The sequence below is a fragment of the Streptomyces sp. GbtcB6 genome (assembly GCF_019091475.1).
Lineage (GTDB): Bacteria > Actinomycetota > Actinomycetes > Streptomycetales > Streptomycetaceae > Streptomyces > Streptomyces hyaluromycini.
Genome location: NZ_JAGXJL010000026.1, coordinates 25,498 through 50,316 on the forward strand (window position 1 = coordinate 25,498; position 24,819 = coordinate 50,316).

18 protein-coding genes and 1 pseudogene are annotated in these 24,819 nt (G+C 71.9%); 10 read left to right on the plus strand and 9 right to left on the minus strand.

From position 1 onward, the window contains the following. The 5 genes from KVT45_RS34850 to KVT45_RS34870 form a co-directional block, all read right to left on the minus strand. On the minus strand, positions 1-2,400 hold the full coding sequence (locus tag KVT45_RS34850; protein WP_217553156.1) for a SpoIIE family protein phosphatase: 2,400 nt from the start codon (positions 2,398-2,400) through the stop codon (positions 1-3). A gap of 96 nt (positions 2,401-2,496) precedes the next feature. Continuing rightward, positions 2,497-3,642, minus strand: a complete 1,146-nt coding sequence (locus tag KVT45_RS34855; RefSeq protein ID WP_254647800.1) for a sugar ABC transporter permease — start codon at positions 3,640-3,642, stop codon at positions 2,497-2,499. A gap of 83 nt (positions 3,643-3,725) precedes the next feature. After that, on the minus strand, positions 3,726-4,505 hold the full coding sequence (locus KVT45_RS34860; RefSeq protein WP_308310947.1) for an ATP-binding cassette domain-containing protein: 780 nt from the start codon (positions 4,503-4,505) through the stop codon (positions 3,726-3,728). Between the two features lie 25 nt (positions 4,506-4,530). After that, complete coding sequence (locus KVT45_RS34865; protein ID WP_308310948.1) at positions 4,531-5,622, minus strand: substrate-binding domain-containing protein; 1,092 nt, start codon at positions 5,620-5,622, stop codon at positions 4,531-4,533. Between the two features lie 301 nt (positions 5,623-5,923). Continuing rightward, the gene (locus tag KVT45_RS34870; protein ID WP_217553158.1) at positions 5,924-6,418 is read right to left on the minus strand and encodes a MarR family winged helix-turn-helix transcriptional regulator; all 495 of its coding nucleotides are present in this window, start codon (positions 6,416-6,418) and stop codon (positions 5,924-5,926) included. Positions 6,419-6,591: 173 nt separating this feature from the next. On the opposite strand from KVT45_RS34870, the gene KVT45_RS34875 reads away from it, so the two are divergent. Next, positions 6,592-7,971: an aminotransferase class I/II-fold pyridoxal phosphate-dependent enzyme gene (locus KVT45_RS34875; protein ID WP_217553159.1), complete on the plus strand. Its 1,380-nt coding sequence runs from the start codon at positions 6,592-6,594 to the stop codon at positions 7,969-7,971. 66 nt (positions 7,972-8,037) lie between these two features. Next, positions 8,038-10,158, plus strand: coding sequence for a sigma-70 family RNA polymerase sigma factor (locus KVT45_RS34880; RefSeq protein ID WP_217553160.1), 2,121 nt, complete (start codon positions 8,038-8,040; stop codon positions 10,156-10,158). A gap of 25 nt (positions 10,159-10,183) precedes the next feature. Here KVT45_RS34880 and KVT45_RS34885 read toward each other — a convergent pair whose 3' ends face one another. After that, entirely contained in the window at positions 10,184-11,638 is a 1,455-nt protein-coding gene (locus KVT45_RS34885) for a hypothetical protein (RefSeq protein ID WP_254647789.1), read from the minus strand. A 124-nt stretch (positions 11,639-11,762) separates the two neighbouring features. Next, a complete protein-coding gene (locus tag KVT45_RS34890) occupies positions 11,763-13,871 on the minus strand; it encodes a SpoIIE family protein phosphatase (protein WP_217553161.1) in 2,109 nt (702 codons plus the stop codon). Between the two features lie 282 nt (positions 13,872-14,153). Between KVT45_RS34890 and KVT45_RS34895 the strand changes: the two genes are divergently transcribed. From KVT45_RS34895 to KVT45_RS34905, 3 genes are all read left to right on the plus strand, one after another. Continuing rightward, positions 14,154-15,032, plus strand: a complete 879-nt coding sequence (locus tag KVT45_RS34895; protein ID WP_217553162.1) for a hypothetical protein — start codon at positions 14,154-14,156, stop codon at positions 15,030-15,032. Between the two features lie 38 nt (positions 15,033-15,070). Next, positions 15,071-16,030 carry an RNA polymerase sigma-70 factor gene (locus KVT45_RS34900; protein WP_217553163.1) on the plus strand — a complete coding sequence of 320 codons (960 nt, stop codon included), beginning with the start codon at positions 15,071-15,073 and terminating at the stop codon, positions 16,028-16,030. A 98-nt stretch (positions 16,031-16,128) separates the two neighbouring features. Beyond that, a complete protein-coding gene (locus KVT45_RS34905) occupies positions 16,129-17,358 on the plus strand; it encodes an NAD(P)/FAD-dependent oxidoreductase (RefSeq protein ID WP_217553164.1) in 1,230 nt (409 codons plus the stop codon). A gap of 39 nt (positions 17,359-17,397) precedes the next feature. Here KVT45_RS34905 and KVT45_RS34910 read toward each other — a convergent pair whose 3' ends face one another. Next, the gene (locus KVT45_RS34910) at positions 17,398-17,718 is read right to left on the minus strand and encodes an antibiotic biosynthesis monooxygenase (protein ID WP_217553165.1); all 321 of its coding nucleotides are present in this window, start codon (positions 17,716-17,718) and stop codon (positions 17,398-17,400) included. Positions 17,719-18,684: 966 nt separating this feature from the next. Between KVT45_RS34910 and KVT45_RS34915 the strand changes: the two genes are divergently transcribed. Continuing rightward, complete coding sequence (locus tag KVT45_RS34915) at positions 18,685-19,089, plus strand: hypothetical protein (RefSeq protein ID WP_217553166.1); 405 nt, start codon at positions 18,685-18,687, stop codon at positions 19,087-19,089. Positions 19,090-19,325: 236 nt separating this feature from the next. Further along, positions 19,326-19,703, plus strand: a complete 378-nt coding sequence (locus KVT45_RS34920) for a hypothetical protein (protein ID WP_217553167.1) — start codon at positions 19,326-19,328, stop codon at positions 19,701-19,703. A gap of 111 nt (positions 19,704-19,814) precedes the next feature. On the opposite strand, the pseudogene KVT45_RS56705 reads toward KVT45_RS34920, so the two are convergent. After that, positions 19,815-19,975 (minus strand): annotated as a pseudogene (locus KVT45_RS56705) (IS5/IS1182 family transposase); the annotation flags it as partial. A gap of 194 nt (positions 19,976-20,169) precedes the next feature. Between KVT45_RS56705 and KVT45_RS34925 the strand changes: the two are divergent. The 3 genes from KVT45_RS34925 to KVT45_RS34935 all read left to right on the plus strand — a co-directional run bounded on the left by KVT45_RS34925 (position 20,170) and on the right by KVT45_RS34935 (position 24,818). Continuing rightward, on the plus strand, positions 20,170-21,648 hold the full coding sequence (locus tag KVT45_RS34925) for an FG-GAP and VCBS repeat-containing protein (protein WP_217553168.1): 1,479 nt from the start codon (positions 20,170-20,172) through the stop codon (positions 21,646-21,648). 179 nt (positions 21,649-21,827) lie between these two features. Beyond that, the gene (locus tag KVT45_RS34930; RefSeq protein ID WP_308310949.1) at positions 21,828-23,309 is read left to right on the plus strand and encodes an FG-GAP-like repeat-containing protein; all 1,482 of its coding nucleotides are present in this window, start codon (positions 21,828-21,830) and stop codon (positions 23,307-23,309) included. 66 nt (positions 23,310-23,375) lie between these two features. Further along, positions 23,376-24,818 carry an FG-GAP and VCBS repeat-containing protein gene (locus KVT45_RS34935; RefSeq protein WP_217553169.1) on the plus strand — a complete coding sequence of 481 codons (1,443 nt, stop codon included), beginning with the start codon at positions 23,376-23,378 and terminating at the stop codon, positions 24,816-24,818. Position 24,819: the final 1 nt, after the last annotated feature.

Consider the following 24,819-nt stretch of genomic DNA (forward strand, 5'->3'; position numbering starts at 1 on the left):
TCAGGTGGGCAGCGGCTGTTCCGCCCAGATCGTCTTGCCGGTCGGGGTCTGGCGGCTGCCCCAGCGTTCCGAGATCTGGGCGACCAGGAGCAGGCCGCGGCCGCCCTCGTCGTAGACGCGGGCCCGGCGCAGGTGGGGGGCCGTGCTGCTGCCGTCGGAGACCTCGCAGATGAGGGACGCGTCGCGGATCAGGCGGAGGGCAATCGGGCCGTCGCCGTAGCGGACCGCGTTCGTGACCAGTTCGCTGACGATCAGTTCGGTGGCGAAGACCGTGTCCGTCAGGCCCCAGGCCTCCAGCTGTTCGCAGGCCATCTTGCGGGCCCCGGCGACGGCGGCCGGGTGCTGGGGGAGCTGCCAGGTGCGGACCTTCGCGGTGTCCAGGGCGCAGGTGCGGGCGAGCAGCAGCACGATGTCGTCGGCCGGGCGATCGGTCAGGACCGTGCGCAGGACGTGGTCGCAGGTCTCCTCCAGGGGCGCGGCCGGGTCGGCCAGGGCGCGGCGGAGCAGGCCGAGGCCCACCTCGATGTCGTGGTCGGCGGTCTCCACCAGGCCGTCGGTGTAGAGGGCGAGCAGACTGCCCTCGGCCAGTTCCACCTCGGCGGACTCGAAGGGCAGGCCGCCGAGGCCGAGCGGCGGGCCGGCCGGGAGGTCGAGGAAGCGGACGTGGCCGTCGGGGGTGACCAGGGCCGGCGGCGGATGGCCGGCTCGGGCCATGGCGCAGCGGCGGGTCACCGGGTCGTACACGGCGTACAGGCAGGTGGCGCCCACCTCGCCGGAGGACGCCGCCTCCGCCCGGCCGGGCACCTCCGGGCCCTCCTCGCGGTCGAGCCGGATGACCAGGTCGTCCAGTTGGGTGAGGAGTTCGTCGGGGGCGAGATCGACGTCCGCCAGCGTCCGGACCGCCGTACGCAGGCGGCCCATCGTGGCCGAGGCGTGGATGCCGTGGCCGACGACGTCGCCGACGACCAGGGCGACCCGGGCGCCGGAGAGCGGGATCACGTCGAACCAGTCGCCGCCGACGTCCGCGCCGGAACCGGTGGGCAGGTAGCGGTAGGCCACCTCCGTCGCCGCCAGGCCCGGCGGCCGGCCGGGCAGCAGGCTGCGCTGCAGGGCGAGGGCGGTGCGGCGTTCGCGGGTGTAGCGGCGGGCGTTGTCGACGCTCACCGCGGCCCTGGCGGCGATCTCCTCGGCGAGCCGCTGGTCGTCCTCGGTGAAGGACTCGGGGGTGCGGTGCCGCAGGAAGTGGGCCAGGCCCAGGGTGACGCCGCGGGCCCGCAGCGGGACCATCAGCACCGAGTGGATCATGTGCCGGGCGATGGCGTCTGCCCGGGCCTGGGAGGTCCTGAGCCACTCCTGCATGCCGGGGTCGCCGGGCCGGTGGCGGGTGCCGTGGCCGGCCAGCAGGGTCCACATCGGAGGCGTGTTCACCGGGTAGTGGAACGCGTCGCCGGGGTCGGCCACCGACTCCGGGCAGCCCTCCAGCACCGACCGCTGTGCCGTACGGCGTACGGCGACCGGCTCGCCCGGTATCAGCGGCTCGGGCTCGTCGCCCAGGGCGACGGACTCCAGCAGGTCGACGGTGACGAAGTCCGCGAAGCCGGACACGGCCACCTCGGCCAGTTCCTCGGCGGTGCGGGTCACGTCCAGGGTGGTGCCGATGCGCATGCCGGCGTCGTTGAGGACGGCCAGGTGGCGGCGGGCCCAGTACTGCTCCGTGGTGTCGAAGACGACCGCGGACAGGCCCTGCACCGTGCCGTTCTCGTCCTTCAGCGGGGAGAAGTACATCGACCAGGAGTGCTCCCGGGTCTCGCCGGGCGCCTGGCCGTGCTGTTCGTGGAAGATCGTCCGCCCGGTGCGCAGGACCTGCCGCTGGAGGCGGTCGTACTCGTCGAAGGGGAAGCTGGGCTCGATCTCCGACAGGGTCAGGCCCCGCATCTCCGCTGCGGACAGGCCCATGATCTGGGCCATGACGTCGTTGGCGGCGACGAACCGGGCCTCGCGGTCGTAGATCGCCACCGGCGTGGGCAGCTGGGCGAGCGTGAGGTCCCACAGGGTCGCCGCGCCCGGCTGGTCGCGTCCGGCCACGGTCGTCGGCGCGGCACCGGTGACCAGCCAGAGCGGTCTGTCGCCCGTGTCCACGAGCGGGGTTCCCTGGAGGCGTACGACGAGCCGGTCGCCGTTGCGGTGCCGCAGTGCCACCTCGGTGGACCACCGCTGCCCGTCGGCGAGGTGGCGGCGCGCGGACGGGGGCAGCTCGGCGGCGAGCAGCATCCGGATGGAGCGGCCGACGACCTCGGCGGGTTCGTACCCGAGCAACTGCCGGGCACCCGCACTCCACACCAGAACCGCCCCGTCGGCGTCGACGACGACCGCCAGGTCCTCGGGTACGCGTCCTTCCATGGTGCCTCCGGACGTCCGGGTACCCCCTGCCCCGTTCCCAGGATCCCGCCAGGCCGTGTTCCGCTCAACCGGCACCGGACGCCGGCCGGCACCTCGCTAGGCCCGCGCCTGCCCCGCCGCCGCCCGGCGGGCCAGGGCGTCGAAGACCACCGCGATCAGCAGCACACCGCCGGTGATCATGAACTGGACCGCGGGCTGGACCCCCAGCAGGGCCATGCCCGAGGCGATCGACTGGATGATGAGGACGCCGAGCAGCGCCGACCAGGTCGAGCCGCGGCCGCCGAAGAGGCTGGTGCCGCCGATGACGGCGGCGGCGATGGCGTTGATCAGCAGCATGCCGGAGCCCGGCACCGTGGTCGCCGAGGTCAGCCGGGAGGCCACGAACAGGCCGCCGACCGCGGCCAGCGCGCCCGAGACGAGGAAGACGGAGATCCGTACCCGGGCCACCGCGACGCCCGCCCGCAGGGCCGCCTCCGCGCCGCCGCCGAGGGCGAGGACCTGGCGGCCGTAGGCCGTGCGGCGCAGCAGGAGGTCGGAGGCGACGAGGACCGCGAGGAAGATCAGGAGGGCGAGGGGCAGGCCCTCGAAGCGGTCCAGGACGTAGGCGGCGGCGAAGGCGGCGCCGGCGAGCAGGGCGGTGCGGACCCAGATCTCGGCCGCCGGCCGGTTGGGCATGCCGGCGGCGGCCCGGCGTCCGCGGTCGTGGAAGGAGACGGCGAGGTAGGCCGCCGTACCGAGCGCCGCCAGGCCGTAGGCGGCGACGGGGGCCGGGAAGTGGTGGCTGGTCAGCATGGCGACCAGCCCGTCCCCGTCGAAGTCGATGGACCCCTCCGGGCCCAGCAGGTAGAGCATCAGGCCGTTCCAGGTCAGCAGCCCCGCGAGGGTCACGACGAACGCGGGCACCCCGGTCTTGGTGTACACGAACCCGTGGAAGGCCCCGGCGCCCGCACCCACCGCGACCCCGACGAGCACGGCGAGCCACTCCGGCATCCCGTGGTTCACGTTCAGCGCCGCGAACAGGGCGCCAGAGAGGCCGGCCAGCGACCCCACCGACAGGTCGAGCTCGCCGATCAGCAGCACGAAGACGACACCGACGGCGACCATCCCGGTTCCGACGATGTCCACGCTGAGCACGGACAGGTTGCGGGGCGAGAGGAAGTTCGCGTTGAGGCTCTGGAAGACCGCCCAGATCACGCATAGGGCGAGCAGCACCGGGGCCGGACCGAGCCCGCCCTCGTTCAGCCGGCGGCGCGCGGTGTCCGTGTATTGCCGGAGGCGGCCTGGCCGGAGGCGGCCTCGCCGGAAGCGGCCGGTGGAGGGCCCCCTCACGACCATCTCTCCCCGGGGTCGGTGGCGGGGCGGTGCCTGCCGGAGTGGTCCGCCGCACCCGTGATGTTGGCGATGATCTGCTCCTGGGAGGTGGTGCCCACGTCGAACAGGCCGTTGTTGCGGCCGAGGCGCAGTACGGCGACCCGGTCGGCGACGGCCTTGATGTCCCCCATGTTGTGGCTGATGAGGAGGATCCCGGTGCCCCGGTCGCGGAGCTCCTCGACGAGGTCGAGGAGATGGTTGGTCTGTTCGATGCCCAGGGAGGCGGTGGGTTCGTCGAGGAGGAGCAGCCGGGGCGCGCTGAGGAACGACCGGGTGATCGCGACGACCTGCCGCTGGCCGCCGGACAGCGTGGCGAGCGGGGCCCGCACGTCCGGGATGTCGATGGGCAGGGTCCGCAGCAGCTCACGGGAGCGGCGCTCCATCTCGACCTCGTCGAGGACGCCGTACCGGTGGATCTCCCGGCCGAGGAACAGGTTGCCGACGACGTCGAGGTTCCCGCACATCGCGAGGTCCTGGTAGACGGTCGCGATGCCGAGCGCCCGGGCGTCGTGGGGGCGTCTGATCTGGACGGGGCGGCCCTCCCAGGCGATGACGCCCCGGTCCGGGGGACCGACCCCGGAGATCACCTTGACCAGCGTGGACTTGCCGGCCGCGTTCCCGCCGACCAGTGCGACCACCTCCCCGGCCCGGATCTCCAGGTCGACGTCGACCAGCGCCTGGACGGCGGCGAAGCGCTTGGAGACACCGTGCAGCGCCAGCAGGGGCTGGACCACGGGCCACCACCTCCTTCCCCGGGCCCTATGAGGTGAGTCCGGCCTTGGCGCAGGCGGACCGCAGCTTGGGGGTGCATATCTGGTCGATGGTGTAGATACCGTCCTTCACCACAGTGTCCTTGATCGTGCCGACCGTCACCGAGTACGCCGGCAGCAGCACCGCGGGGATGTCCTTGGTGGTCGCGCTGTCGACGGTGGTGGCGGCGACGGTTCCGACCGGCTTGCCGCGCCCCAGGGCGACGGCCATCTCGACAGCGGCGCCGGCCTCGGCCCGGTAGGACTTGTAGACGGTCATGTACTGCCGGCCCGCGACGATCCGCCGTACCGCCGCGAGGTCGGCGTCCTGGCCGGTCACCGGGGGCAGCGGACGGACCGCACCGGCGTCGAGGGCGGCGATCGCGGCACCGGCGAGGCTGTCGTTGGCGGCCAGGACACCGTCGATGTTGTCCGCGCCCAGGGCGGACATGGCGCCGGCCATCTCGGTGTAGGCGTTGTCCGGCCGCCAGCCGGGGGTGTTGTACGACTTGCCGATGTGCACCCTGCCCCGCAGGACCGAGAGCGCGCCCTGCTCGAACCAGCCCGCGTTGGGGTCGGCCGCGGCGCCGTTCAGCATGACGATCTGGCCGCCGTCCGCCTTCGCCCCCATGCCCTTGAGCAGCGCCTCGCCCTGCAGCCTGCCGATCGCCGCGCCGTCGAAGGTGACGTAACCGGAGACCGGACCCTGCGCGAGCCGGTCGTAGGCGACGACCGGGATGCCGGCCCGGTGCGCGGCCTCCACCGACGAGCGCAGCGACCTGGGGTCGATGGCGGAGAGGATCAGGACGTCCACGCCCCGGGTGATCATGGCGTCGAACTGCTGCTGCTGGACCTCCGGCTCGGGGGTGGCCACGACGGCCGCGGCCGGGCAGTGCGGGCACAGCTGCTTCAGCCGCTGCTCGATGAACGGCCGGTCGAACTGCCCGAACCGCGAGGCACCGCCACCCGGCAGCAGCACGCCGACACTGAGCCCCGCCCCCTGCCCGCCCCCGCTTCCGGCTCCGCCACAGGCTCCGGTCAGCACGAACCCGGCGCCGACGGCGACCGCGACCACCACCCGCGCGAGCGACCTCCGCCGCACGCCCGGAAGCCGGACGCCTGGAAGCCGGACGCCTGGAAGCCGCACACCCGCAAGCCGCACACCCGCAAGCCGCAAGCCGGGCCGCATGCCGGCACCCGTGCCGGGCCGCACGCCGACGCCCGTGCCCGGACCCGTGCCGGGACCCATACGGAGACCCACGCCGAGACTCATGACGAGCCCCCTGCCCAGACCAGTGACCACACCAGTAACCAGACCGGCAACCGGACCGATGACCGGCTCTTTGGGGTATTTGCCCCGTATTACCCCATATAGAATGTCCGGTATCAGAGTAGTGAAGCCGTCACCCGGTGTCCTCGCGGAGGGCCCGGTCGATCGCGGCCAGGGCGCCGGTCAGCCGTGTGTAGTCGTCCGCGGTCAGCGGTCCGACGAAGAACTCCTCCACGACCCGGGCGTGCACCGCGGCCGCGCCCAGGAGTGCCGTCCGCCCCTCGGCGGTCGGCTCCACCAGCGCCACCCGCCGGTCCCCGGGGGACGGCACCCGCCGGACCAGCCCGGCCTCCTCCATGCGGTCGATCAGGCGGGTGGTGCCGCTGCTGGTGAGCGTGAGGCCGTCGGCCAGCTGCCGCTGGGAGATCTCCTCGCCGGACCGGCGGCAGAGCAGGATCAGCACTTCCAGCATGGTGTGGCTGATCCCGCACTCCCGGCGCAGCGCGCTGTCGATGCGCTGCTCCAGGCGGGTGGCGGACGTGATCAGCAGCCCGAAGTCCCGGACGAGCGGGCTGTTGGCGGCGCGGGCGGCGGCTTCGGCGTCGTGGTGCTGGGGCGTGGAGTTCATCGCGACCGACCTTACTGCGACCGCGCTTACCGCCGAGGCGGTCACCGGCCGGATGATCACTGCTCGATCAATTGCTGACTGAACGATTACTGACTGAACGATTACTGACTGGGTGATTGCTGAGTAGTCAATTAAATCGTACGGTGAGAGCACCGCGAGCGAGAGGAAGATCCGTGGATCTGCAGCACTGGCTCGGCCGAGCCACCGACGCGATACAGGAGTGGGCCGACACCTTCGGCCCCTACCGGCGCCACCCGTCCCTCGACGTCGCCGACGACCGCTTCGCGCCGGTCTTCGCGGAGTTCACGGACCGGCTCAAGGACAACTACCCCTTCTTCCACCCGCACTACGCGGGCCAGATGCTCAAGCCCCCGCACCCCGCCGCGGTGGTCGGCCACCTGACCGCGATGCTGATCAACCCCAACAACCACGCCCTGGACGGCGGCCCCGCCACGGCGGCGATGGAACGCGAGGCGGTCGCGCAGCTCGCCACGATGTTCGGGTACGACACACACCTCGGCCACCTGACCACCAGCGGCACCATCGCCAACCTCGAGGCCCTCTTCGTCGCCCGGGAGCTCCACCCCGGCCGGGGCATCGCGCACAGCGCCGACGCCCACTACACCCACGGCCGCATGTGCCACGTCCTCGGCATGACCAGCCATCCCGTCCGCACCGACGACCAGGGCCGGATGGACCTCGACGCGCTGGCGGAGGTACTGGAGACCGGTGACGTCGGCACCGTCGTCGTCACCACCGGCACCACCGGGCTCGGCGCCGTCGACCCCGTCCACGAGATCCTGCCGCTCGCCGAGCGCCACGGCGTCCGCGTGCATGTCGACGCGGCCTACGGCGGCTTCTTCACGCTCCTCGCCGGTGCCGCGGGCCCCGCGGGGCTGCCGCCCGAGCCCTGGCGGGCCCTCGCCCGCGCCGACTCGATCGTCGTCGACCCGCACAAGCACGGACTCCAGCCCTACGGCTGCGGAGCCGTCCTCTTCCGTGACCCCGACGTCGGCCGCTTCTACCTGCACGACTCGCCGTACACCTACTTCACCTCCGGCGAGCTCCACCTGGGCGAGATCAGCCTGGAGTGCTCCCGTGCCGGTGCCGCGGCGGCGGCCCTGTGGCTCACCTTCCGGCTCCTGCCGCCCACGCCCGACGGCCTCGGCGAGGTGCTGGCGGCCGGGCGCCGGGCCGCCCTGCGCTGGGCGGACCTGATCGAGGCGTCGGACGCCCTGGAGCTCTACCAGCGCCCCCAGCTGGACATCGTCACCTACTTCCCGGCCACCGACCCGGCCGCCCTCACCGCGATCGACGCCGCCTCCGCCCGCGTCCTGGCCGACGGCATGGCCGCGCCCGACCCGGTCTTCCTCAGCACCCTCAAGGCCGACCGCGACGCCTTCGCCGCCCGTCACCCCAAGGTCACGGCGGACGCGGACGGCGCCCGGATCCTGCGCAGCGTCCTCATGAAGCCGGAGTCGGAGGACCATGTCGAGTACCTGCACGACCGGGTGGAGCGGCTGGCCAGGGGGACGACGCCGCCGGCCGGCTGACGGCCGCCCGCTAGTCTGGCCGCGGTTTTCTGTTATGCCGACGGCGTCGACCGACCCTCCCCTTGCATGAGCGACTTCTCACCCAGTGGACATGACGCGCAGACCGCCGTCGTCAGGGCCGCGCAGGCCGGCGACCAGCGGGCGCTCGACGTGCTCGTGGCGGACCATCTGCCCCTCGTCTACAACGTCGTCGGGCGTGCCCTGAACGCGCCCTCCGACACCGACGACGTCGTCCAGGACGTCATGCTCCAGATGGTCCGCGACGTGGGGCAGCTGCGCGATCCCGCCGCGTTCCGCTCGTGGCTGGTGGCGATCGCGATGCGCCAGGTGCGCCGGCACTGGCGGCTGCGGCGGGCGGCGCCGCAGCAGGCCGGTGCCGAATGGCCGGACGAGACCGCGCAACTGGCCGATCCCGGGGCCGACTTCGCCGACCTCACCATCACCGTGCTGCACCTGTCCGAGCAGCGGCGCGAGACCGCCGAGGCGACCCGCTGGCTGGACGCGGAGGACCGCGAACTGCTCGCCGTGTGGTGGATGGAGGTGGCCGGTCAGCTCAGCCGCGCCGAACTGGCCGCCGCCCTGGAGATCCCGCCCGCGCAGGCGGGCGTCCGGGTGCAGCGGCTGAAGGCGCGCCTTGAGGTCGCGCGGGCGGTGGTGCGGGCGCTGGAGGCGGTGCCGCGCTGCCCGGGCCTGGACGGGATGCTGTACGGCTGGGACGGACGGCCGAGCGGTCTGTGGCGCAAGCGGGTGGCCCGGCACACCCGTGAATGCCCGGCCTGCGACGGGGTGTTCGACGGGGCCGACGTGGTCCCGGCCGAGCGGCTGCTCGCGGACCTGGCCCTGCTACCGGTCCCGCCCGTGCTCATCGCGCTGACGGCGGCGGCCCTGCGGGCGGGCGGCGGCAGCAGCGCGACGACAGCAGCGCACACCACGACTGCCGCGCACACCGCTACCGCCGGGCATTTCACGACCGCAGCGCACACCATGCCTGTCGCGGACACCACCCCGCTCGCGCAAGCCACGCCCGCGGTCCGCGCCACCCGCGCCACCCGTGCCGGCCGGGCGGCCAGGTCGGGCAAGGCGGCCAAGTCGGCCTCCGCGGTCAAGGCGGCCTCGGCCGGCAAGCTCGTCGGCCTCCTCTCGCTGGCCGCCGCGGGCGTCGCCGGTGTCACCATCGCCGCGGTCGCCCTGGCCGTCGGCCCGGGTGACCCGACGGCCCCCACGGCCGCCGCGCTCTCCCCGTCGCCCACCGCCCGCTCCGCGCCCCCCTCCGTCTCCCCTTCCCCGTCGTCCACATCGGCGTCGCCGTCCGCGACCGCCCGTCCCCGTGCCACCAAGAAGCCGGCGGCCCCCGCGGCGGCCCCGGCCCCCACGACCGTCGACACGAAGCTCCCGGTCCGCGCCGCCTTCTACTACCCCTGGTACGACAAGAACCCGCACACCGACGGCGGCAGCCAGTACACGGCATCGGCGTCCGACTACGACCAGGACGACCCCGCCACCGTCGACCGGCAGATCAAGGACATGCAGTACGGCGGCCTCCAGGCCGGCATCGCCTCCTGGTGGGGCGCCGGCAAGCGCGAGGACAAGCGGATGCCGCTGCTCATGTCCGAGGGCGCCAAGCTGGGCTTCTCCTGGACGACGTACTACGAGAACGAGGCGTACGGGAATCCGTCCGTGAGCCAGATCCACACCGACCTCGTGTACCTGCGCAAGTACTCCGACCAGAAGACCTGGCTGCACATCGACGGCAAGCCGGTGATCTTCGTGTACGCGGCGGGCGGCGACGGCTGCGACATGGTCGACCGGTGGACCGAGGCCAACCGCACCGCCGGCTACTACGTCGTCCTGAAGGTGTTCGGCGGCTACCGCACGTGCGCGAACCAGCCGCAGGGCTGGCACCAGTACGCGTCCAGCCTGGACCTCCAGCAGGGCTACTCGGCGATCCTCTCGCCGGGCTTCTACAAGTACGACGCCGACAAACCGGTCGTTCCCCGTGACCTCGACCGCTTCCGCCGTGACGCCACGACCGTCGCCACCTCCGGCGCGCCCTTCCAGCTGCTCGTCACCTACAACGAATGGGGCGAGGGCACGGCCGCCGAGTCCGCCACGGCCTGGGCCAGCGCCAGCGGCCACGGCGCCTACATGGACGTCCTGCACGACGTCTTCACGGCCCACCCCCGCTGACGCGGCGGGGGCGGGCCCGCGTGCGTCAGTTCACGGTGAAGGAGTAGTCGTACGTCTCCAGCCGGACGCCGGAGGCGGTCGTCGCGCAGACCATGAGGTCGTAGTGGCCGTCGGAGGGCGGGGTCCAGTCGATGCTCGCGGTGTGGTCGGGGCCCGTGGTGTCCGCGGCGACCGTGGCCTCCGGGTCGTCGTTGAAGAAGTAGGTGTAGCTCACCACGTCCTTCAGCTTCGACGTGAACGTGAAGGTGCCGGGGACGCCCGTGCCGCCGCCCGAGCCGTTCTCCGGGTAGCCGTCCGAGGTCACGGTGGGAGTGGTGTCGTAGAGGACGCTCCAGCTTCCCAGGGGGCTGACCCAGCCGTTCGCGCTCCTGCTGGTCACGTCGACGCGCTGGCCGTCGATGCCCTCCATCGTGAGGTCGACCCGGGCCGTGCCGTCCGGCTCGGCCGGGACGTCGACGGTCCGGCTGCCGTCCGGGCCGCCGCTCGTCTCCACGGAGTAGCTGACGACAGGACTCGCCGACTGCACCCCGGGGTCGGGCCGGAGCGTGAACGTGACCGGGTCGCCGAACCCGGGGGACGGCACGTCCGGGGTGACGGTGGGCGCCGTGGAACGGACCAGGAACGAGTAGCCGGTGGCCGCTGACGGGTTGTACGCCCGGTCCAGGCCGCGTACCCACAGGGTCACCGGGCCGACGGAACCGTCCGGCGGGATCAGGCGGACCGTGGCCTTACCGCCGGGGGCGTCGGCGCGCGCGAAGGAGCCTGTGTCCGCGTACGGGTTGAGGGGTTCCGGGACGCCGTGGTCGCCGATGGTCGTGGTGAGGACCCGGAAGTCCTGCCGCCAGGAGAACTCGAACCCGGTGACGTCGTCGTCACCACCGGCGTCGAGTGTGAACTCCACCGGTTCGCCCCCCTGGTTCCAGGTGTTCGGCGGGTAGTTCGACGAGGAGACGGCGGGGGCGCTCGCCGGGCGGGTGTTGTCGATCCTGATGTAACAGGGCGCCGACCAGTCCGAGGCGGCGCCGCCGGCCACGGTCTGGGCCTGCCACGCGTAGGTCTGCCCGTCGGCGAGCGCCTCGGAGGGCAGCGGGGCGACGGCCTCGGAGCCGGGGGTGGTGCTGCCGCGGGTGACCGTCGTGGTCCGTGTCGGGTCGGTGACCGGCCAGACCTGGTACCGCGCGGTGAGCAGGGAGTGGTCGGTGGAGTCGGTGGTCGAGGGGATGCCCTCGACGACGAGGCCGAGGCTCGCCTCGACATAGGCGGGCCGGTCCGCGTCGGTCGAGCAGTTCTGGTAGCCGTTGAACAGCTGGGTGGGTGTGACGGGCGTCCGGTCGGCCGCGCTCGCCGGTGCCGCGGCGGCCGCGGCGAGCACCAGACCGAGGGTGCCCAGCACGGCCAGAACGGCACGCGCGCGTGCGCCCATGGCGATGGTCGACGTCGTCGGGCTGGTCGGGCTGGTCGGGTCTAAGGGTCTGGTCAAGTGGCCGGGTCTGGTCAAGTGGTCGGTACCTCCCGTTCGGATGCCCGTGGCGGCGCCCTGATGCGCACTGGTGTACGGGCGGCGAGGGGATCGTACGAGGGTGCCGTGCGGCGACGCATGAGATTTACGGGCGCCCGGTCCGCAGCAGGAGTACGGCGAGGTCGTCGGTGTGGCCGCCGGTCGGCCAGGCCTGGTGGACGAGGCTGTCGATGAGGTGCTCCAGGTCGTCGACGTCGGCGTGCGCGAGGTGCTCGGCGAGGTCGGCGGTGGCGTGGTCGACGTCGGTGCCGGGGCGTTCGACGAGGCCGTCGGTGTAGAGGGCGAGGACGGCGCCCGCCGGGAGCGGGCCGCGGGTGAGGGGGTAGCGGGCGTCGGCGTCGACGCCCAGCGGTGGCCCGGGGTCGAGGTGGAGGGGGTGGGCCCGGCCGGCCGCCGGGCGCAGCAGCGGCGGTACGTGGCCGGCGCCGGCCAGGGTCAGCTCCTGCCCGGCCAGGTCGAGTTGGGCGTAGAGGCAGGTCACCAGGAGGTCGGGGGTCAGGTCGGCGAGCAGCCGGTTGGTGCGGGCGATGACCTGGTCCGGGGTGGCGCCGGCGGTGGCGTGGGCGTGGATGGCGGTGCGGACCTGGCCCATCAGGGCGGCCGCGGCCATGCTGTGGCCCTCCACGTCGCCGATCACGGCGGCCGCGCAGGTGTCGTCCAGGCGCAGCAGGTCGTAGAAGTCGCCGCCGACTTCGATGCCGTGCCCGGCCGGCAGATAGCGGGCGGCGACGGTGAGACCGGGCAGGGCGGGGAGGCTGCGCGGCAGGAGCGCCTGCTGGAGCTGGTGGACGAGGTGGTGCTGGGTGTCGTAGAGGCGGGCCCGGTCCAGGGCCTGGGCGAGCAGACCGGCCAGCGGGGTGAGGACGGCGCGCTCGTCGGCGGTGAAGGCGTGGGGATGGTCGTAGGAGAGGATGCAGCAGCCGACCGGGCGTCCCGAGATGACCAGGGGCAGGTAGGCCCACGCCTCCTTTCCGCTGATCTGCGGTAGCCGGGGGTAGCTGCGGGCCAGTTCGGCCGGGCTGCCGAAGAAGGCGGGGACGCCGCTCGCCAGGACCTGGCCGGCCGGGGTGACGCCGGTGTCGAGGGGGAGGGCGTCGAGGCGTTCGACGGCTTCGGCGGAGTAGCCGTGCTGCCCGGCGATCCGGAGGCGGCCCGCCTCGGTGACGCTGAGCAGGAGCCCCTGGGCGCCGAACGCCGGCAGGATCTGGACCGCGATCAGCGCGACGAGGTCCCGGGTGGTCACCGTCTCCGTGAGCGCGGCCGCCAGGTGGACCAGCTGGTAGAGCCGTCCGGGCGTGGTCGGGGCCGGCTCCGCGTGCCCGCCCGCCGCGGCCGCCCTCTCCTCGCCCGCGGTGATGCGCACGCTGATGCCGCTGGCGTCCGGGTGGAGGTGGAAGGTCAGCCACTGGTCCGGCGGGCGGAGCGCGCTGAAGGAGACAGGTGCCCGGCTGACGACCGCCAGCCGGTACCGCTCCTCGTACCTCAGGTCGTCCAGCCACGGCAGGGACTGCCAGGGCCGCGTGCCCAGCAACCGGTCGGCGTCCCGGCCGAGCAGCCGTGCGGCCGGGACGGACATGAACGTGACCCTGCCCTCCAGGTCCAGGGCCAGGGCACCCTCCGGGATCCGGTCGAGGAAGTCGACGGCGGCCAGCGCGGTCTGGGCGGGGTGGTGCCGGGAGTCCACGGCCACGACGCGCGGCTGGTCGGGAAGGGCGGGCGGCACCGGCGAGTCGTCCAGGAGCCGGGCCAGCCGGCGGGCGCTCGCGATGATGTGGTGGCGTTCGCGGGTGGTGGCCCGGGCCGGATGGTCGGCGGGCCACATCAGTACGACCCCGCCCCACCGGCGGCGCAGCCCGCGCAGCGGGACGGCGGCGAGCGCGAAGGGGTACGGCAGGACGGCCGCCGTCCGCGGGTAGCGGATCGCCATCTCGTCCTGGCAGCCGATCCAGACCAGCCGGTCCTCCTCGATCGCGTCGGCCACCGGGACGGGGGCGGTCAGCGGCAGCCGCTGCCAGGGCGCGGTGAAGTCGACGGGCAGCCCGCACAGCGCCACCAGGTGCAGCAGCGCGGCCGGCTCCTCGATGAGGTACAGGCCGCCGATCGCCGCGCCCGTCCGGCGCACCATGTCGGCCAGCGCCACGCCCAGGGCGTCGTCGACCGAGAGGTCGTCCCTGGGCCGGGCACGGAGCCGCATGACGTTCGCCCTCCCGGTCGTGTGCGGTGGGAGGCACGCCTCGTACGCGGCGTCCCCCTGGGGAGGTGCGTACCACCTATTCACGACAATATGTGCATAGCTTCCTCCGGTAACAGCGGCTCGGGCCGCCGTCCCGCCAGGGCGGGCGATGCCCGGTATCGCCCCTCCCTGGCATGTCGGTTCCATGCCAAGCTGGGTGGGCCGTGAGTGACAGGGGGAGCGGACGTGAGCGCAGGGCGTCGGAGAGCGGTCTTACTCCTTGTGACATTGGGGACGTTCGGCATGGCCCTGGCCGGGGCGTACGCGCTGACGGGGCTGTGGACGGCCCATGACTCGGCCGACCGGTGGGCGATCGCCATCGCCTTCGCCGTCGCGGCGTCCGGGGCGGTGGACAAGGCGGTGTCACCGTGGGCCGACCAAGCCGTCCCGTCCGGAGAGCCGCCGGCCGCCCCGGGCGGGGACCCGACGGGACCGACGGGAGACCCTTCCGACCCTTCGCAGTCCGGGTACCCGACGGGAGACCCTGCCGACCCCTCGCCGGCCGGGGACCCGTCCGGCAGCCCGGACGGTAACCCCTCCGGCAGCCCGGACGGCAACCCCTCCGGTCGTACGCCGGAGCCGTCCGGTTCCGGACGTCGGGTACGGGTCCGGGACCGGGTGACCACCGCCGTGGTGGCGGTGGCCGTCGCGGCCACGGCGAGCGGGATCGTCTACGAGGCGCTGGCACCGGACCAGGGCCACACCGGCACGGCTTCCTCGGCCTCGGAGGGTTACACGCGGGTGTACGCCCACCGGAGGCTGTTCCTGAAGGACTACCACTACTACTTCGACCTGCGCGCCGGTGTGTCCGGCCCTGCGGAGACCGAGTGGAGCATCAGCACCAACGCCGGCGGCGACGGTGCCGGGGCCTTCGAGATCCAGCCGCTCACCGACGTGTACGTCGTGTCCGGCAAGGCGGCACCGACCGCCGCGCAGTGCGCCGCCAAGGCCGCCCACCACCCCGCCGAGGACCGCCTGCATTTCCGCGACGCCCCGCCCGGCCGCACCTTCTGTCTGCGTGACACGACGAACGGCGACATCGCGGTGGTCACGGTCCTCGACGTCGACCACGGCAACTACGCGACGACGGACACGGTCACCTACTACCGCCACCGCGGTTGAGCCCCCGCCGGCCGACCGCCCGGACTAGGATCCGGCCCATGGCCCTGACCGTGAGCGACGTGGACCGGTTCGAGGCGGCCAGGCCGCGCCTGGCGGCCATCGCCTACCGGCTCCTCGGTTCCGCGAGCGAGGCCGAGGACGCGGTGCAGGAGACGTATCTGCGCTGGCAGGCCGCCGACACCGGCCGTGTCGAGGTGCCCGAGGCCTGGCTGACGAAGGTCCTCACCAACCTCTGCCTCAACCAGCTCACCTCGGCCCGCGCCCGGCGCGAGACCTACGTGGGCCAGTGGCTTCCCGAGCCGCTGCTCGCCGGCGACCCGATGCTCGGCCCCGCCGACACCGCGGAACGGCGGGAGTCGGTGTCGTACGCGGTCCTGGTCCTGCTGGAGCGCCTCACCCCGGCCGAGCGCGCGGTGTACGTGCTGCGGGAGGCCTTCGACTACCCGCACCGGGAGATCGCCCGGATCCTCGACCTCACCGAGGCCGCCAGCCAGCAGATCCTGCACCGGGCCAGGAAGCACGTCGCGGCGGGCAGGGCCCGCACGGCGGTCGACGAGGCCGCCGCCCGGCGGATCATCGAGGAGTTCCTCGCGGCCGCCACCAGCGGCCGCACCGAGCCGCTCGTCCGGCTGCTCACCGAGGACGCCGTCGCGATCGGCGACGGCGGCGGGAAGGTCCCGGCCGCGGCCAGGGCGTTCGAGGGTGCCCTCGCGGTCGCGAAGTTCATGCGGGGCCTGTTCAAACCGGGCCCGGCCCAGCGCGCCCTGGCCGGCGGCTCCGTCGAAGTGCACGTCACGACGGCCAACGGCGGCCCCGCCCTGGTGGCGGTCATCGACGGCCGGGTCTTCGGCGTGATGTGCCTGGAGATCACCGCCGAGGGCATCGCCGCGTTCCGCAACCAGCTCAACCCCGACAAGCTGGAGCGTGCGACCCGGCAGTGGGCGGCGACCGCCCACGGCGCCCCGCTGCTCCGCCTTTTCGACTCTCCTGAGCCCTGACGATGTGAGCTGCTTCACACCGCCCTCCTGTCAGGAAACAGCGGGCCGCCCGGTTCAGGGGGCGACCCGCTGAAGAGCTGGATGACAGGAGCACGGACATGCTGCACCGCATCGTCGTCCTCGGCGCCGGATACGCCGGAGCCGTCGCCGCCGGCCGCCTCGCCCGGCGGCTGCGCCGCGAAGACGTCGCCATCACCCTCGTCAACGCCGAACCCGACTTCGTCGAACGCGTCCGGATGCATCAGCTGGCGACCGGCCAGGAGCTCAGGCCCCGGCCCTTCGCCGAGATGTTCGACGGGACCGGCGTGGAGCTGAGGCTCGCGAGGGTCACCGCCGTGGACGTCGACCGGAAGACGGTCACCGCCGCCGCCATGGACGGCGCCGGCGAGGAGGGCGCACCGGAGCCGGAACTGGAACTGGAGTACGACACCCTCGTGTACGCCCTCGGCAGTGCCTGGAACGACCAGGGCGTCCCCGGTGCCGCCGAGCACGCCGACCAGGTCGCGAACCGCCCCGGAGCGCTCCGGCTGCGCGAGCGCCTCGCCGGCCTGGCGGCCGGGGAGCCCGTCGTCGTGGTCGGCGGCGGCCTCACCGGTCTGGAGGCCGTGACCGAGATCGCCGAGGCCCGCCCGGACCTCGACGTCGCCCTCGCCGCCCGCGGCGCTCTCGGCGACTGGCTCTCACCGAAGGGCCGCCGGCACCTGCGGAAGGTCGTCGACGGGCTCGGCGTCACCGTGCACGAGCACACCGCCGTCACCGCCGTGGCACCCGGCCGCGTGACCACGGCCGAGGGCACGGCCATCCCGGCCGCCGTCACCCTGTGGACCACCGGCTTCGCCGTCCACCCGATCTCCCGGGCCACCGCCCTGGAGGTCACCGGCGCCGGCCGGATCGTCGTCGACGGGACCATGCGCTCGGTCTCGCACCCGGACGTGTACGCCATCGGCGACGCGGCCATGGCGACGGGCCCGGCCGGCAATCCGCTGCGCATGTCCTGCGCCTCGGGCCTCCCGATGGCCTGGCAGGCCGCCGACGCCATCGCGGCCCGCCTGACCGGCGGGAAGCTCCCGAACACCCCGCTGCGCTACTTCAACCAGTGCGTCTCGCTGGGCCGCGGGGAGGGCCTGATCCAGTACGTCACCGCTGACGACCGCGCCGTACGGGCGGCCCTGACGGGCCGGACCGCCGCCCTCTACAAGGAACTGATCTGCAAGGGCGCGGCCTGGGCCGTCGCCCACCCGACGCTCGGCCTCCCGGCCCGGCGCCGCCGCGTCGCACCGCAACCGGCCCGGACGGACACGCCACTCCCGACCACGACACCGGCCTGACCACAGGTCACCGGCGGGGGCCGGTCGCCGGCCCCCTTCTCAGCCCTTCGGCCCCGCCGACTGCACCACCTCGAAGGACCACAGGGTCGAACCGGAGGCCGCCGGCTTCGGCCGCTCGCCCTCCGCACCCCCCTGGTGCGCGGTCTTCATCGGCCCCTCCATCCACGCCTGGAAGGACTCCTCGTCCTTCCAGCGCGTGTACACCAGGTACTGCTCGGTCCCTTCGACCGGCCGCAGCAACTCGAACCACTCGAACCCGTCCGAGTTCTCCACGGCGTGTGCCCGGGACGCGAACCGCTTCTCCAGGGTCTCCCGCTGCTCCGCCGGCACCGTCAGTACGTTGATCTTGACTACGCTCATGTCCTCATCCTGCCGCAAGGGTGATCAGGAGGGCGTGAGCGACCAGGGCTCGTGTCCAGGCGCATCTTGCAGCCGGTGACCGTGTTTCCGTGGCGCTGTCGTGGCCTCCGTGGCCATGTTCAAGCGGTGGCATGCGCCGGCGGATGACGAACGGCAGCGACGGACTCTGGATCCGTTGGTGAGCGTGGGGCCGCTGGGGTTCGGTCTGAAGCTCTACTACCGAGAGGAACGGCTGACCGGTGTCGTGGTCGATGCGGGAGCAGTGGATGCTCGACCGTGCCGAAGCCCTGGAGCCGTATGCGGAGCTTTCTTTACATGGATGCCGGGGTCCCGGGGGCGGACTCACTGGGTGTCGTTCCGGATGTGCAGCGTGCAGGTGATCACCTCCTCACACGGCCGGTGTTCGTCCCCCGTGAGGCCCTGTTCCCGTGAACGCGCTTCAGACGCTGAACACGGCGTTGTGGCGTAGCTGTTCGACGCACCATCGGAAGTGCCCGTCGCTGTCGTCGAGGCCGAAGAGGCCGTCCGGGGTGATCTCCATCCGTGCATCGGACCAGCAACCGCACCGGCCTCGACAGGCGTTTTCGTGCTGTGCCCCGCCCGCACGCCGAGAGAGCGCCCCGGACGTCGGCAGTCAGTAACCATCCGCCTCATTGCGCTCGCCGCTGTGAGGGCCCACAGAAGAACAACATGCGGGTCGGCGGCGTGCTGACCTGCGGCGTCAAGTCTCAGCGCCAGCCTGCTAATTCTCTGCAGGCCGTTAGTTGTTGTCAGCGGATCCGACTGCGGATGCCGAACCTCTGCGGGATTCAAGTCGAAGTGACTTCCAGGCGGCCCGCCTTGCGTAGTCAACGTACGCTACGCGGATGAGGGCACTATAGGAAAGCGCCCTATATCCCCTGACTAGGAGCTCTGGGTAGCCTGTTCAGCCTGAGGTTCAATCTGCCTCAGCCCACGGGAGGCGGCATGGACCCTGCAGCAATGGCGCTGGCCGGCACTCTCGGCACCGCCGTGGTGTCGGCAATGGCAACTGACGCCTGGCAAAGTACGCGCGCTCGAATAGTTGCCGTTCTGCGACGTTCTCAACCCGAGGCCGCGGAATCCGTAGGTCGCTCCCTCGACGAGCACCGGGCATTCCTCATTCAACTTCCCGCCGGCACAAGGCAGGGAACGGAGGATGAATATCGTCGGCGCTGGCAGAATTACTTCCTCGAACTGATTCAAGCGGACCCTGTAGCCGGGCGAACCCTAATCGAGGTTGTCACGCCCGCACCACAGCAGGGCAGTAAGGAAATTAACCAGGTCGGAAACGCGCACGACCATAGCCACATATATATCGCTGCGAACGACCAGCACTTCGGGCGACCATGACTGACTACGGCCCGTACCACGACGAGGGGCAGCCGGAAAATCCACATGGCGCTGATCCGGGGCACTTCCAAGCCCCTGACGGGTCACATTACGGGCCGGCGGGCTGGGGTGGCGGATACGGTTCTCCCAGTTGGCCACCTAACCCGTCTTACGACACCGTCAACATGCACGGTGAGGCGCACCAGGACTCTCGCGTATACATGGCGGGGCGAGACCAGTACATCACCCAAGGGTTGATGTTCCCGTTCGAGAAGATAAAGTCCCAGGCGGTTGAATGGGTGTGTGCCGCGACACCATCCGTCTCTGGCTGGCTTGTGCGTGCGCTTTGGAAAACCTCGTATTCAATCCCAGGTTTCTACCTCACAGTGCTCGTCGTCCTGGCGTGCTTGATGGCGCTGCTCGCATCCGCATACAACGGTATGTACCTTGCCAACAGTCTCCCGGACGGGTTGGTCGGCGCAAAAGGCTACCTGGTAACCATAGCCGCAGTCGGATTGGCTTCCATGGGAGTCTTTTTCTTCTTTCTTTTTAAGGATCTAGCCCTCTTTGACAGCTGGGGGCAGTCTCTTGTTCACGAGGTCGGCAGGGCAGTCGTCGCGATCAATAAGCAGTAGGATGGCGCGACTCTATGCACCACGTCAGGGCTTTCGTGGGCGCAACCCCGCCCCCTGCGAATTCTCTTGCAAGGTGTCGGTTCGGTGTTCGCGGCGGATGCGGCCGCGGACCTGGTCGCCATGGATGTCGCTGTCGTAGCCACGGTCCACGAAGAGCAGGTTCGGTCTGCGGCGGGACGCCCGACCTGCCCGCGGATCCGCGGAATCGGGTCGAGTAGGGGCAGCAGTCGGGTGACGTCGCTGCGGTCGCGGCCGGGCAGTAGCACGTTGATCTTCACTGCGCTCATGAGCCCGTCCTGCATCAGCCAGGCCTAACAGCTCCGTAAGTCACAGGCGCCACAGAGATTTCACCGAACTCATGTACAACCCTTACTCCTTCACGCGGGTCTCCTGATCGCCGGACAACACTGACTCCGGCCGTCCGCCGGGTGCGGACGGCCCCCGCATGCCGCAGGAGACGACCCGCATGCACACGTTCCCGCGACTCGCCCTCGCGACGGCCACCGCGGCCGCGCTGACGGGCGGTCTGCTCTCGTTCTCGGCTGCCTCGGCGTCGGCCGCGGACTCCGTCAAGGTCGCACGCGCCGACTTCAACGGCGACGGCATCGGCGACATCGCCACCTCGGCCACCACCGCCTACGTCAACGGCCACAAGGGCGCCGGCCAGGTCGTCGCCCTCTACGGCTCCGCCTCCGGCGTCACCACCGCCAAGCGCACCACCATCAGCCAGAACACCGCCGGCGTCCCCGGCACCGCCGAGGCCGGCGACGACTTCGGCGAGACCCTGGCGTACGCCGACTTCAACGCCGACGGCTACGACGACCTCGCTGTCGGCTCCCCGTCGGAGAAGGTCGGCACCGACACCGACGGCGGTACCGTCACCCTCCTGTGGGGCTCCAAGAGCGGCCTCACCGGCAAGGGCGTCGACATCAAGGACCCGTCGCCGAGCAGTCACGACTACTGGGGACTGCAGCTCGCCGCCGGTGACTTCGACGGCGACGGCAAGGCCGACCTCGCCGTCGGCAGCTCCGCCGCCACCCTGTGGGTGTTCAAGGGCGGTTTCTCCGGCAGCGGTACGCCCGGCGGCCGGTACACCGTCAAGCCGCCGATCGAGCCGGGCACCAGCTCCTACCCGTACGGCCCGATGAAGCTCACCGCCGGTGACGTCAACGGTGACGGCCGTACCGACCTGATCGTCGACGGGTACGAGACGAAGACCAGCGACCACTGGAACACCAACTACTGGCTGCCGGGCAGCTCCACGGGCCTGACCGCCACCGGCGCCAAGGCGCTGAAGAGCGGCATCGTCACCGGCGTCGGCGACATCAACGGCGACGGCTTCGGCGACATCGTCAGCGGCGCCTCCTGGGACGCCAGCAGCGACGGGACCGTCTTCCCGGACTCCGCCAACGGCGGCCGGGTCGCCGTCACCTACGGCAGCGCCTCCGGCCCGGCCAAAGTCACCATGTTCAACCAGAACACCGGCAACGTCCCCGGCACCTCCGAGAAGGGCGACGGCTTCGGCTGGGAGATCGACCTCGGTGACGTCAACGGCGACGGATACGCCGACCTGGCTGTCTCGACGCCCAACGAGGACATCGGCAGCAACAGCAACACCGGCCAGGTCACCGTCCTCTACGGCTCGAAGACCGGGATCAACCTCGCCTCCGGCGCCCAGTCCTTCGCGCAGAGCACGGCCGGCGTCCCCGGCGACGACGAGAAGAACGACCTCTTCGGCGCCGACATCAAGCTCGACGACGTCACCGGCGACGGCAAGGCCGACCTGGTCGTCGGGTCGTACGAGAACGGCGGCGACGGCGCGGTGACCTACCTGCCGTCCAACGGCTCGAAGATCACCACGACCGGTTCGCGGGCGCTCGCCGCGAGCAAGCTGGGCGTCTCCACGACCGGCGTGCCGCAGCTCGGCGCCATCTTCGGCGACTGACAGGCAGGCCGGAAGAGCTTCCTCCGGACGGCGTAGGGGCAGGCCCGTCGATCGTACGACCACGGGCCTGCCCGGTGCCGCGTCCGCTCCCGCACGGAAGTTCCGCCCCGCCGCCGCACCGCCCGCGCGTCCCACACACCTCCGGCACCCAAGCCGCCAATCTCAGGAGCTCCCGCCCCGTGAACGTTCCCGTGAACGGACATCACCGCCGCCGCCTCGCCCTCGCGACGGTCACCGCCGCCGCACTGACCGGTGGTCTGCTGACCCTCTCGGCCCCCGTCGCGTCGGCTGCCGCGGCTCACGCCTACAAGGCCGACTTCAACCATGACGGCTACGGCGACGTCGCCTTCGCCGCCCCCTACGCCAAGGTCGGCGGCAAGAACATGGCCGGGTACGTCGCCGTGGTCTACGGCAGCGCCTCCGGACTCAACCCCGCCAAGCGCACGGTCGTCAGCCAGAACACCACGGGTGTTCCCGGCACCGCCGAGACCGAGGACTTCTTCGGCGACGCGCTCGCCACGGCCGACTTCAACAAGGACGGCTACACCGACCTGGCCGTCGGCGCGCCCGGCGAGGACAACGGCTCGGACAGCGACGGCGGTTCGGTCACGATCCTGTGGGGTTCGGCGAGCGGCCTGAAGAACGGCACGACGGTCAAGGACCCCTCGGCCGCCAAGCACGAGGCCTGGGGCTCGGTGCTGGCCGCCGGTGACTTCAACGGCGACGGCAAGGCCGACCTGGCGTCCGGCACGGCCGCGTCGTACGCCTACATCGTCAAGGGCGGCTTCACCAAGTCCGGTACCACCGGCGGCACCCAGAAGGTCCCCACGCCGGACAAGGCGGAGTTCGGCATCGACGCGCTCGCCGCGGGCGACACCAACGGCGACAAGAAGGCCGACCTCGTCCTCACCTACCGCACCGCGCTCACCTCGGACCCCTCGGGCAGCTGGTCCAAGGGCGCCGCCTACCTCGGTGCGTCGGGCGGCGTGGTCGCGACCCAGCCGCGCCCGCTGAACGGCGGCACCTCCCTGGCCCTCGGCGACATCGACGGGGACGGCTACGACGAGATCGCCATCGGCAACGTCTTCTCGAAGGACGACGACCACACCGGCACCCTCGGCGGCCAGGTCGTCGTCATCCGGGGCAGCAAGGGCGGCCCGGTCAACGGCGACGCCCCCATGGCCGAGCTCACCCAGTCCTCCACCGGAGTCCCCGGCACCGACAAGGCGGACGACGGCTTCGGCGGCGCCGTCTCCATCGGGGACACCAACGGCGACGGCTACGGCGACCTGGCCATCGGCGTCGTCTTCAAGGACATCGGCGCGGCCGAGGACACCGGTCTCGTCGTACTGATGAACGGCTCCGCCGACGGTGTCTCCCGCACCGGCGCCCGGACGATCTCCCAGAACACCGCCGGTGTCCCCGGTACCGCCGAGTCCATGGACTACTTCGGCTCGGACCTCGTGCTCTCGGACGTCACCAAGGACGGCAAGGCGGACCTGACCGTCGGGGCCTCCTTCGAGGACGGGGGTGTCGGCGCGGTCACCGCCCTGCGCGGCAGCGCCTCCGGCATCACCGCCACGGGCTCCAAGTCCTTCGGCCCGGGCACGTTCGGGCTCTCCCGTACGTACGGCGCGTTCGGCACGGGCCTCACCGGCTGACGCGCCCTCACCACGGAGACGCAACCCTTGACGTCGCGTCACCTCACCACCTCACGGGGGAAATCCATGCCCAAGCGCACCACCCTGCTGCTCGCCACGGCCCTCACCACGGGTCTCCTGACCGCCCTTCCCGCGGCCACCGCCTCGGCCGCCCCCTCCGGCCTGGCCGGTGACTTCAACGGCGACGGCTACCGCGACCTCGCGATCGCCGCGCCCGTCGCCAAGGTCTCCGGCAAGTCCGCCGCCGGTTACGTGGCGGTCGTCTACGGCACCAAGAACGGCCTCGACACCGGCAAGCGCCAGATCATCAGCCAGGCCACCACCGGCGTCCCCGGCAACCCGGCCTCCGGCGACTACTTCGGCGACCGGCTCACCACCGGCGACCTGGACGGCGACGGCTACACCGACCTCGTCGTGGGCGTGCACAGCGAGCGGATCGGCAGCACCGACTCCTACGGCAACGTGACCGTCCTCTGGGGCGGCGCGAGCGGCCTCAAGGGCGCCAGCAACCTCTCCTCGCCGATGCCGAGGTACCGCAACGAACTGGGCTGGGCCCTGGCCGCCGGTGACTTCGACGGCGACGGCCACACCGACCTGGCCGTCGGCAACAACTCCACACCGTCCCTGAACGTCTTCCGCGGCCCCTTCACCCGCAAGGGCAAGGCGGCCGCCCTGGTCGGCATCGACACGGTCGCCCAGACCACCATCTACGCCGACAAGCTGATCTCCGGCGACGTCAACGGCGACGGGAAGACCGACCTGCTGGTCATGGGCCAGGAGGAGACCTCCTCCGGCGACTACCGCACCCGCAGCGTCCTCTACACCGGCTCCGCCACCGGCACCCTCAAGGTCGGCAAGAAGCTCGCGGGCGGCTACGACGCGGTCGTCGCCGACGTGAACAAGGACGGCTACGGCGACATCGTCACCGGCAACTTCCTGGAGAAGTCGGCCGACGAGCCGAACGGCGGCCTCGGCGGTGCGGTCACGGTGACGTACGGCGCGGCCGGCGGCCTCAGCAGCCGTACCCCCGTGCGGATCACCCAGGACACGGCGGGCGTGCCCGAGAAGGGCGAGAAGAACGACGGCTTCGGCTGGAGCCTGTCCGCCGGGGACGTGAACGGCGACGGGTACGCCGACATCGCCGTCGGCGCCTACAACGAGACGCTCGGCGCGAAGAAGCAGGCGGGTACGGTCACCGTGCTGCGCGGCTCGGCGTCCGGCCTGACCGGCAGCGGCGCCAAGCTGCTCTCCGAGGACACCACGGGCGTCCCCGGCACCGCCCAGTCCCAGGACTTCTTCGGCTCCGCCGTCCGCCTCACCGACGCCAACGGCGACGGCCGCGCCGAACTGGTCGCGAGCGCCTACGGCGAGAGCCACGGCGCCGGCGCCGTCTGGCTCTTCAAGTCCACCACCGCGGGCGTCCAGGCCGGCGGCTCCAAGACCTTCACCGGCACCACCCTGGGCGGCCCGTCGGGCACCGCCTATTTCGGCGACGTACTGGAGGGCTGAT

Excerpts from the sequence above, each read along its gene's own strand:
- KVT45_RS34850 (WP_217553156.1), bottom strand. The coding sequence starts at position 2,400 with ATGGAAGGACGCGTACCCGAGGACCTGGCGGTCGTCGTCGACGCCGAC.
- KVT45_RS34870 (WP_217553158.1), bottom strand. The coding sequence starts at position 6,418 with ATGAACTCCACGCCCCAGCACCACGACGCCGAAGCCGCCGCCCGCGCC.
- KVT45_RS34880 (WP_217553160.1), top strand. The coding sequence starts at position 8,038 with ATGAGCGACTTCTCACCCAGTGGACATGACGCGCAGACCGCCGTCGTC.
- KVT45_RS34890 (WP_217553161.1), bottom strand. The coding sequence starts at position 13,871 with ATGCGGCTCCGTGCCCGGCCCAGGGACGACCTCTCGGTCGACGACGCC.
- KVT45_RS34895 (WP_217553162.1), top strand. The coding sequence starts at position 14,154 with ATGGCCCTGGCCGGGGCGTACGCGCTGACGGGGCTGTGGACGGCCCAT.
- KVT45_RS34900 (WP_217553163.1), top strand. The coding sequence starts at position 15,071 with ATGGCCCTGACCGTGAGCGACGTGGACCGGTTCGAGGCGGCCAGGCCG.
- KVT45_RS34905 (WP_217553164.1), top strand. The coding sequence starts at position 16,129 with ATGCTGCACCGCATCGTCGTCCTCGGCGCCGGATACGCCGGAGCCGTC.
- KVT45_RS34910 (WP_217553165.1), bottom strand. The coding sequence starts at position 17,718 with ATGAGCGTAGTCAAGATCAACGTACTGACGGTGCCGGCGGAGCAGCGG.
- KVT45_RS34915 (WP_217553166.1), top strand. The coding sequence starts at position 18,685 with ATGGACCCTGCAGCAATGGCGCTGGCCGGCACTCTCGGCACCGCCGTG.
- KVT45_RS34920 (WP_217553167.1), top strand. The coding sequence starts at position 19,326 with ATGTTCCCGTTCGAGAAGATAAAGTCCCAGGCGGTTGAATGGGTGTGT.
- KVT45_RS34925 (WP_217553168.1), top strand. The coding sequence starts at position 20,170 with ATGCACACGTTCCCGCGACTCGCCCTCGCGACGGCCACCGCGGCCGCG.
- KVT45_RS34935 (WP_217553169.1), top strand. The coding sequence starts at position 23,376 with ATGCCCAAGCGCACCACCCTGCTGCTCGCCACGGCCCTCACCACGGGT.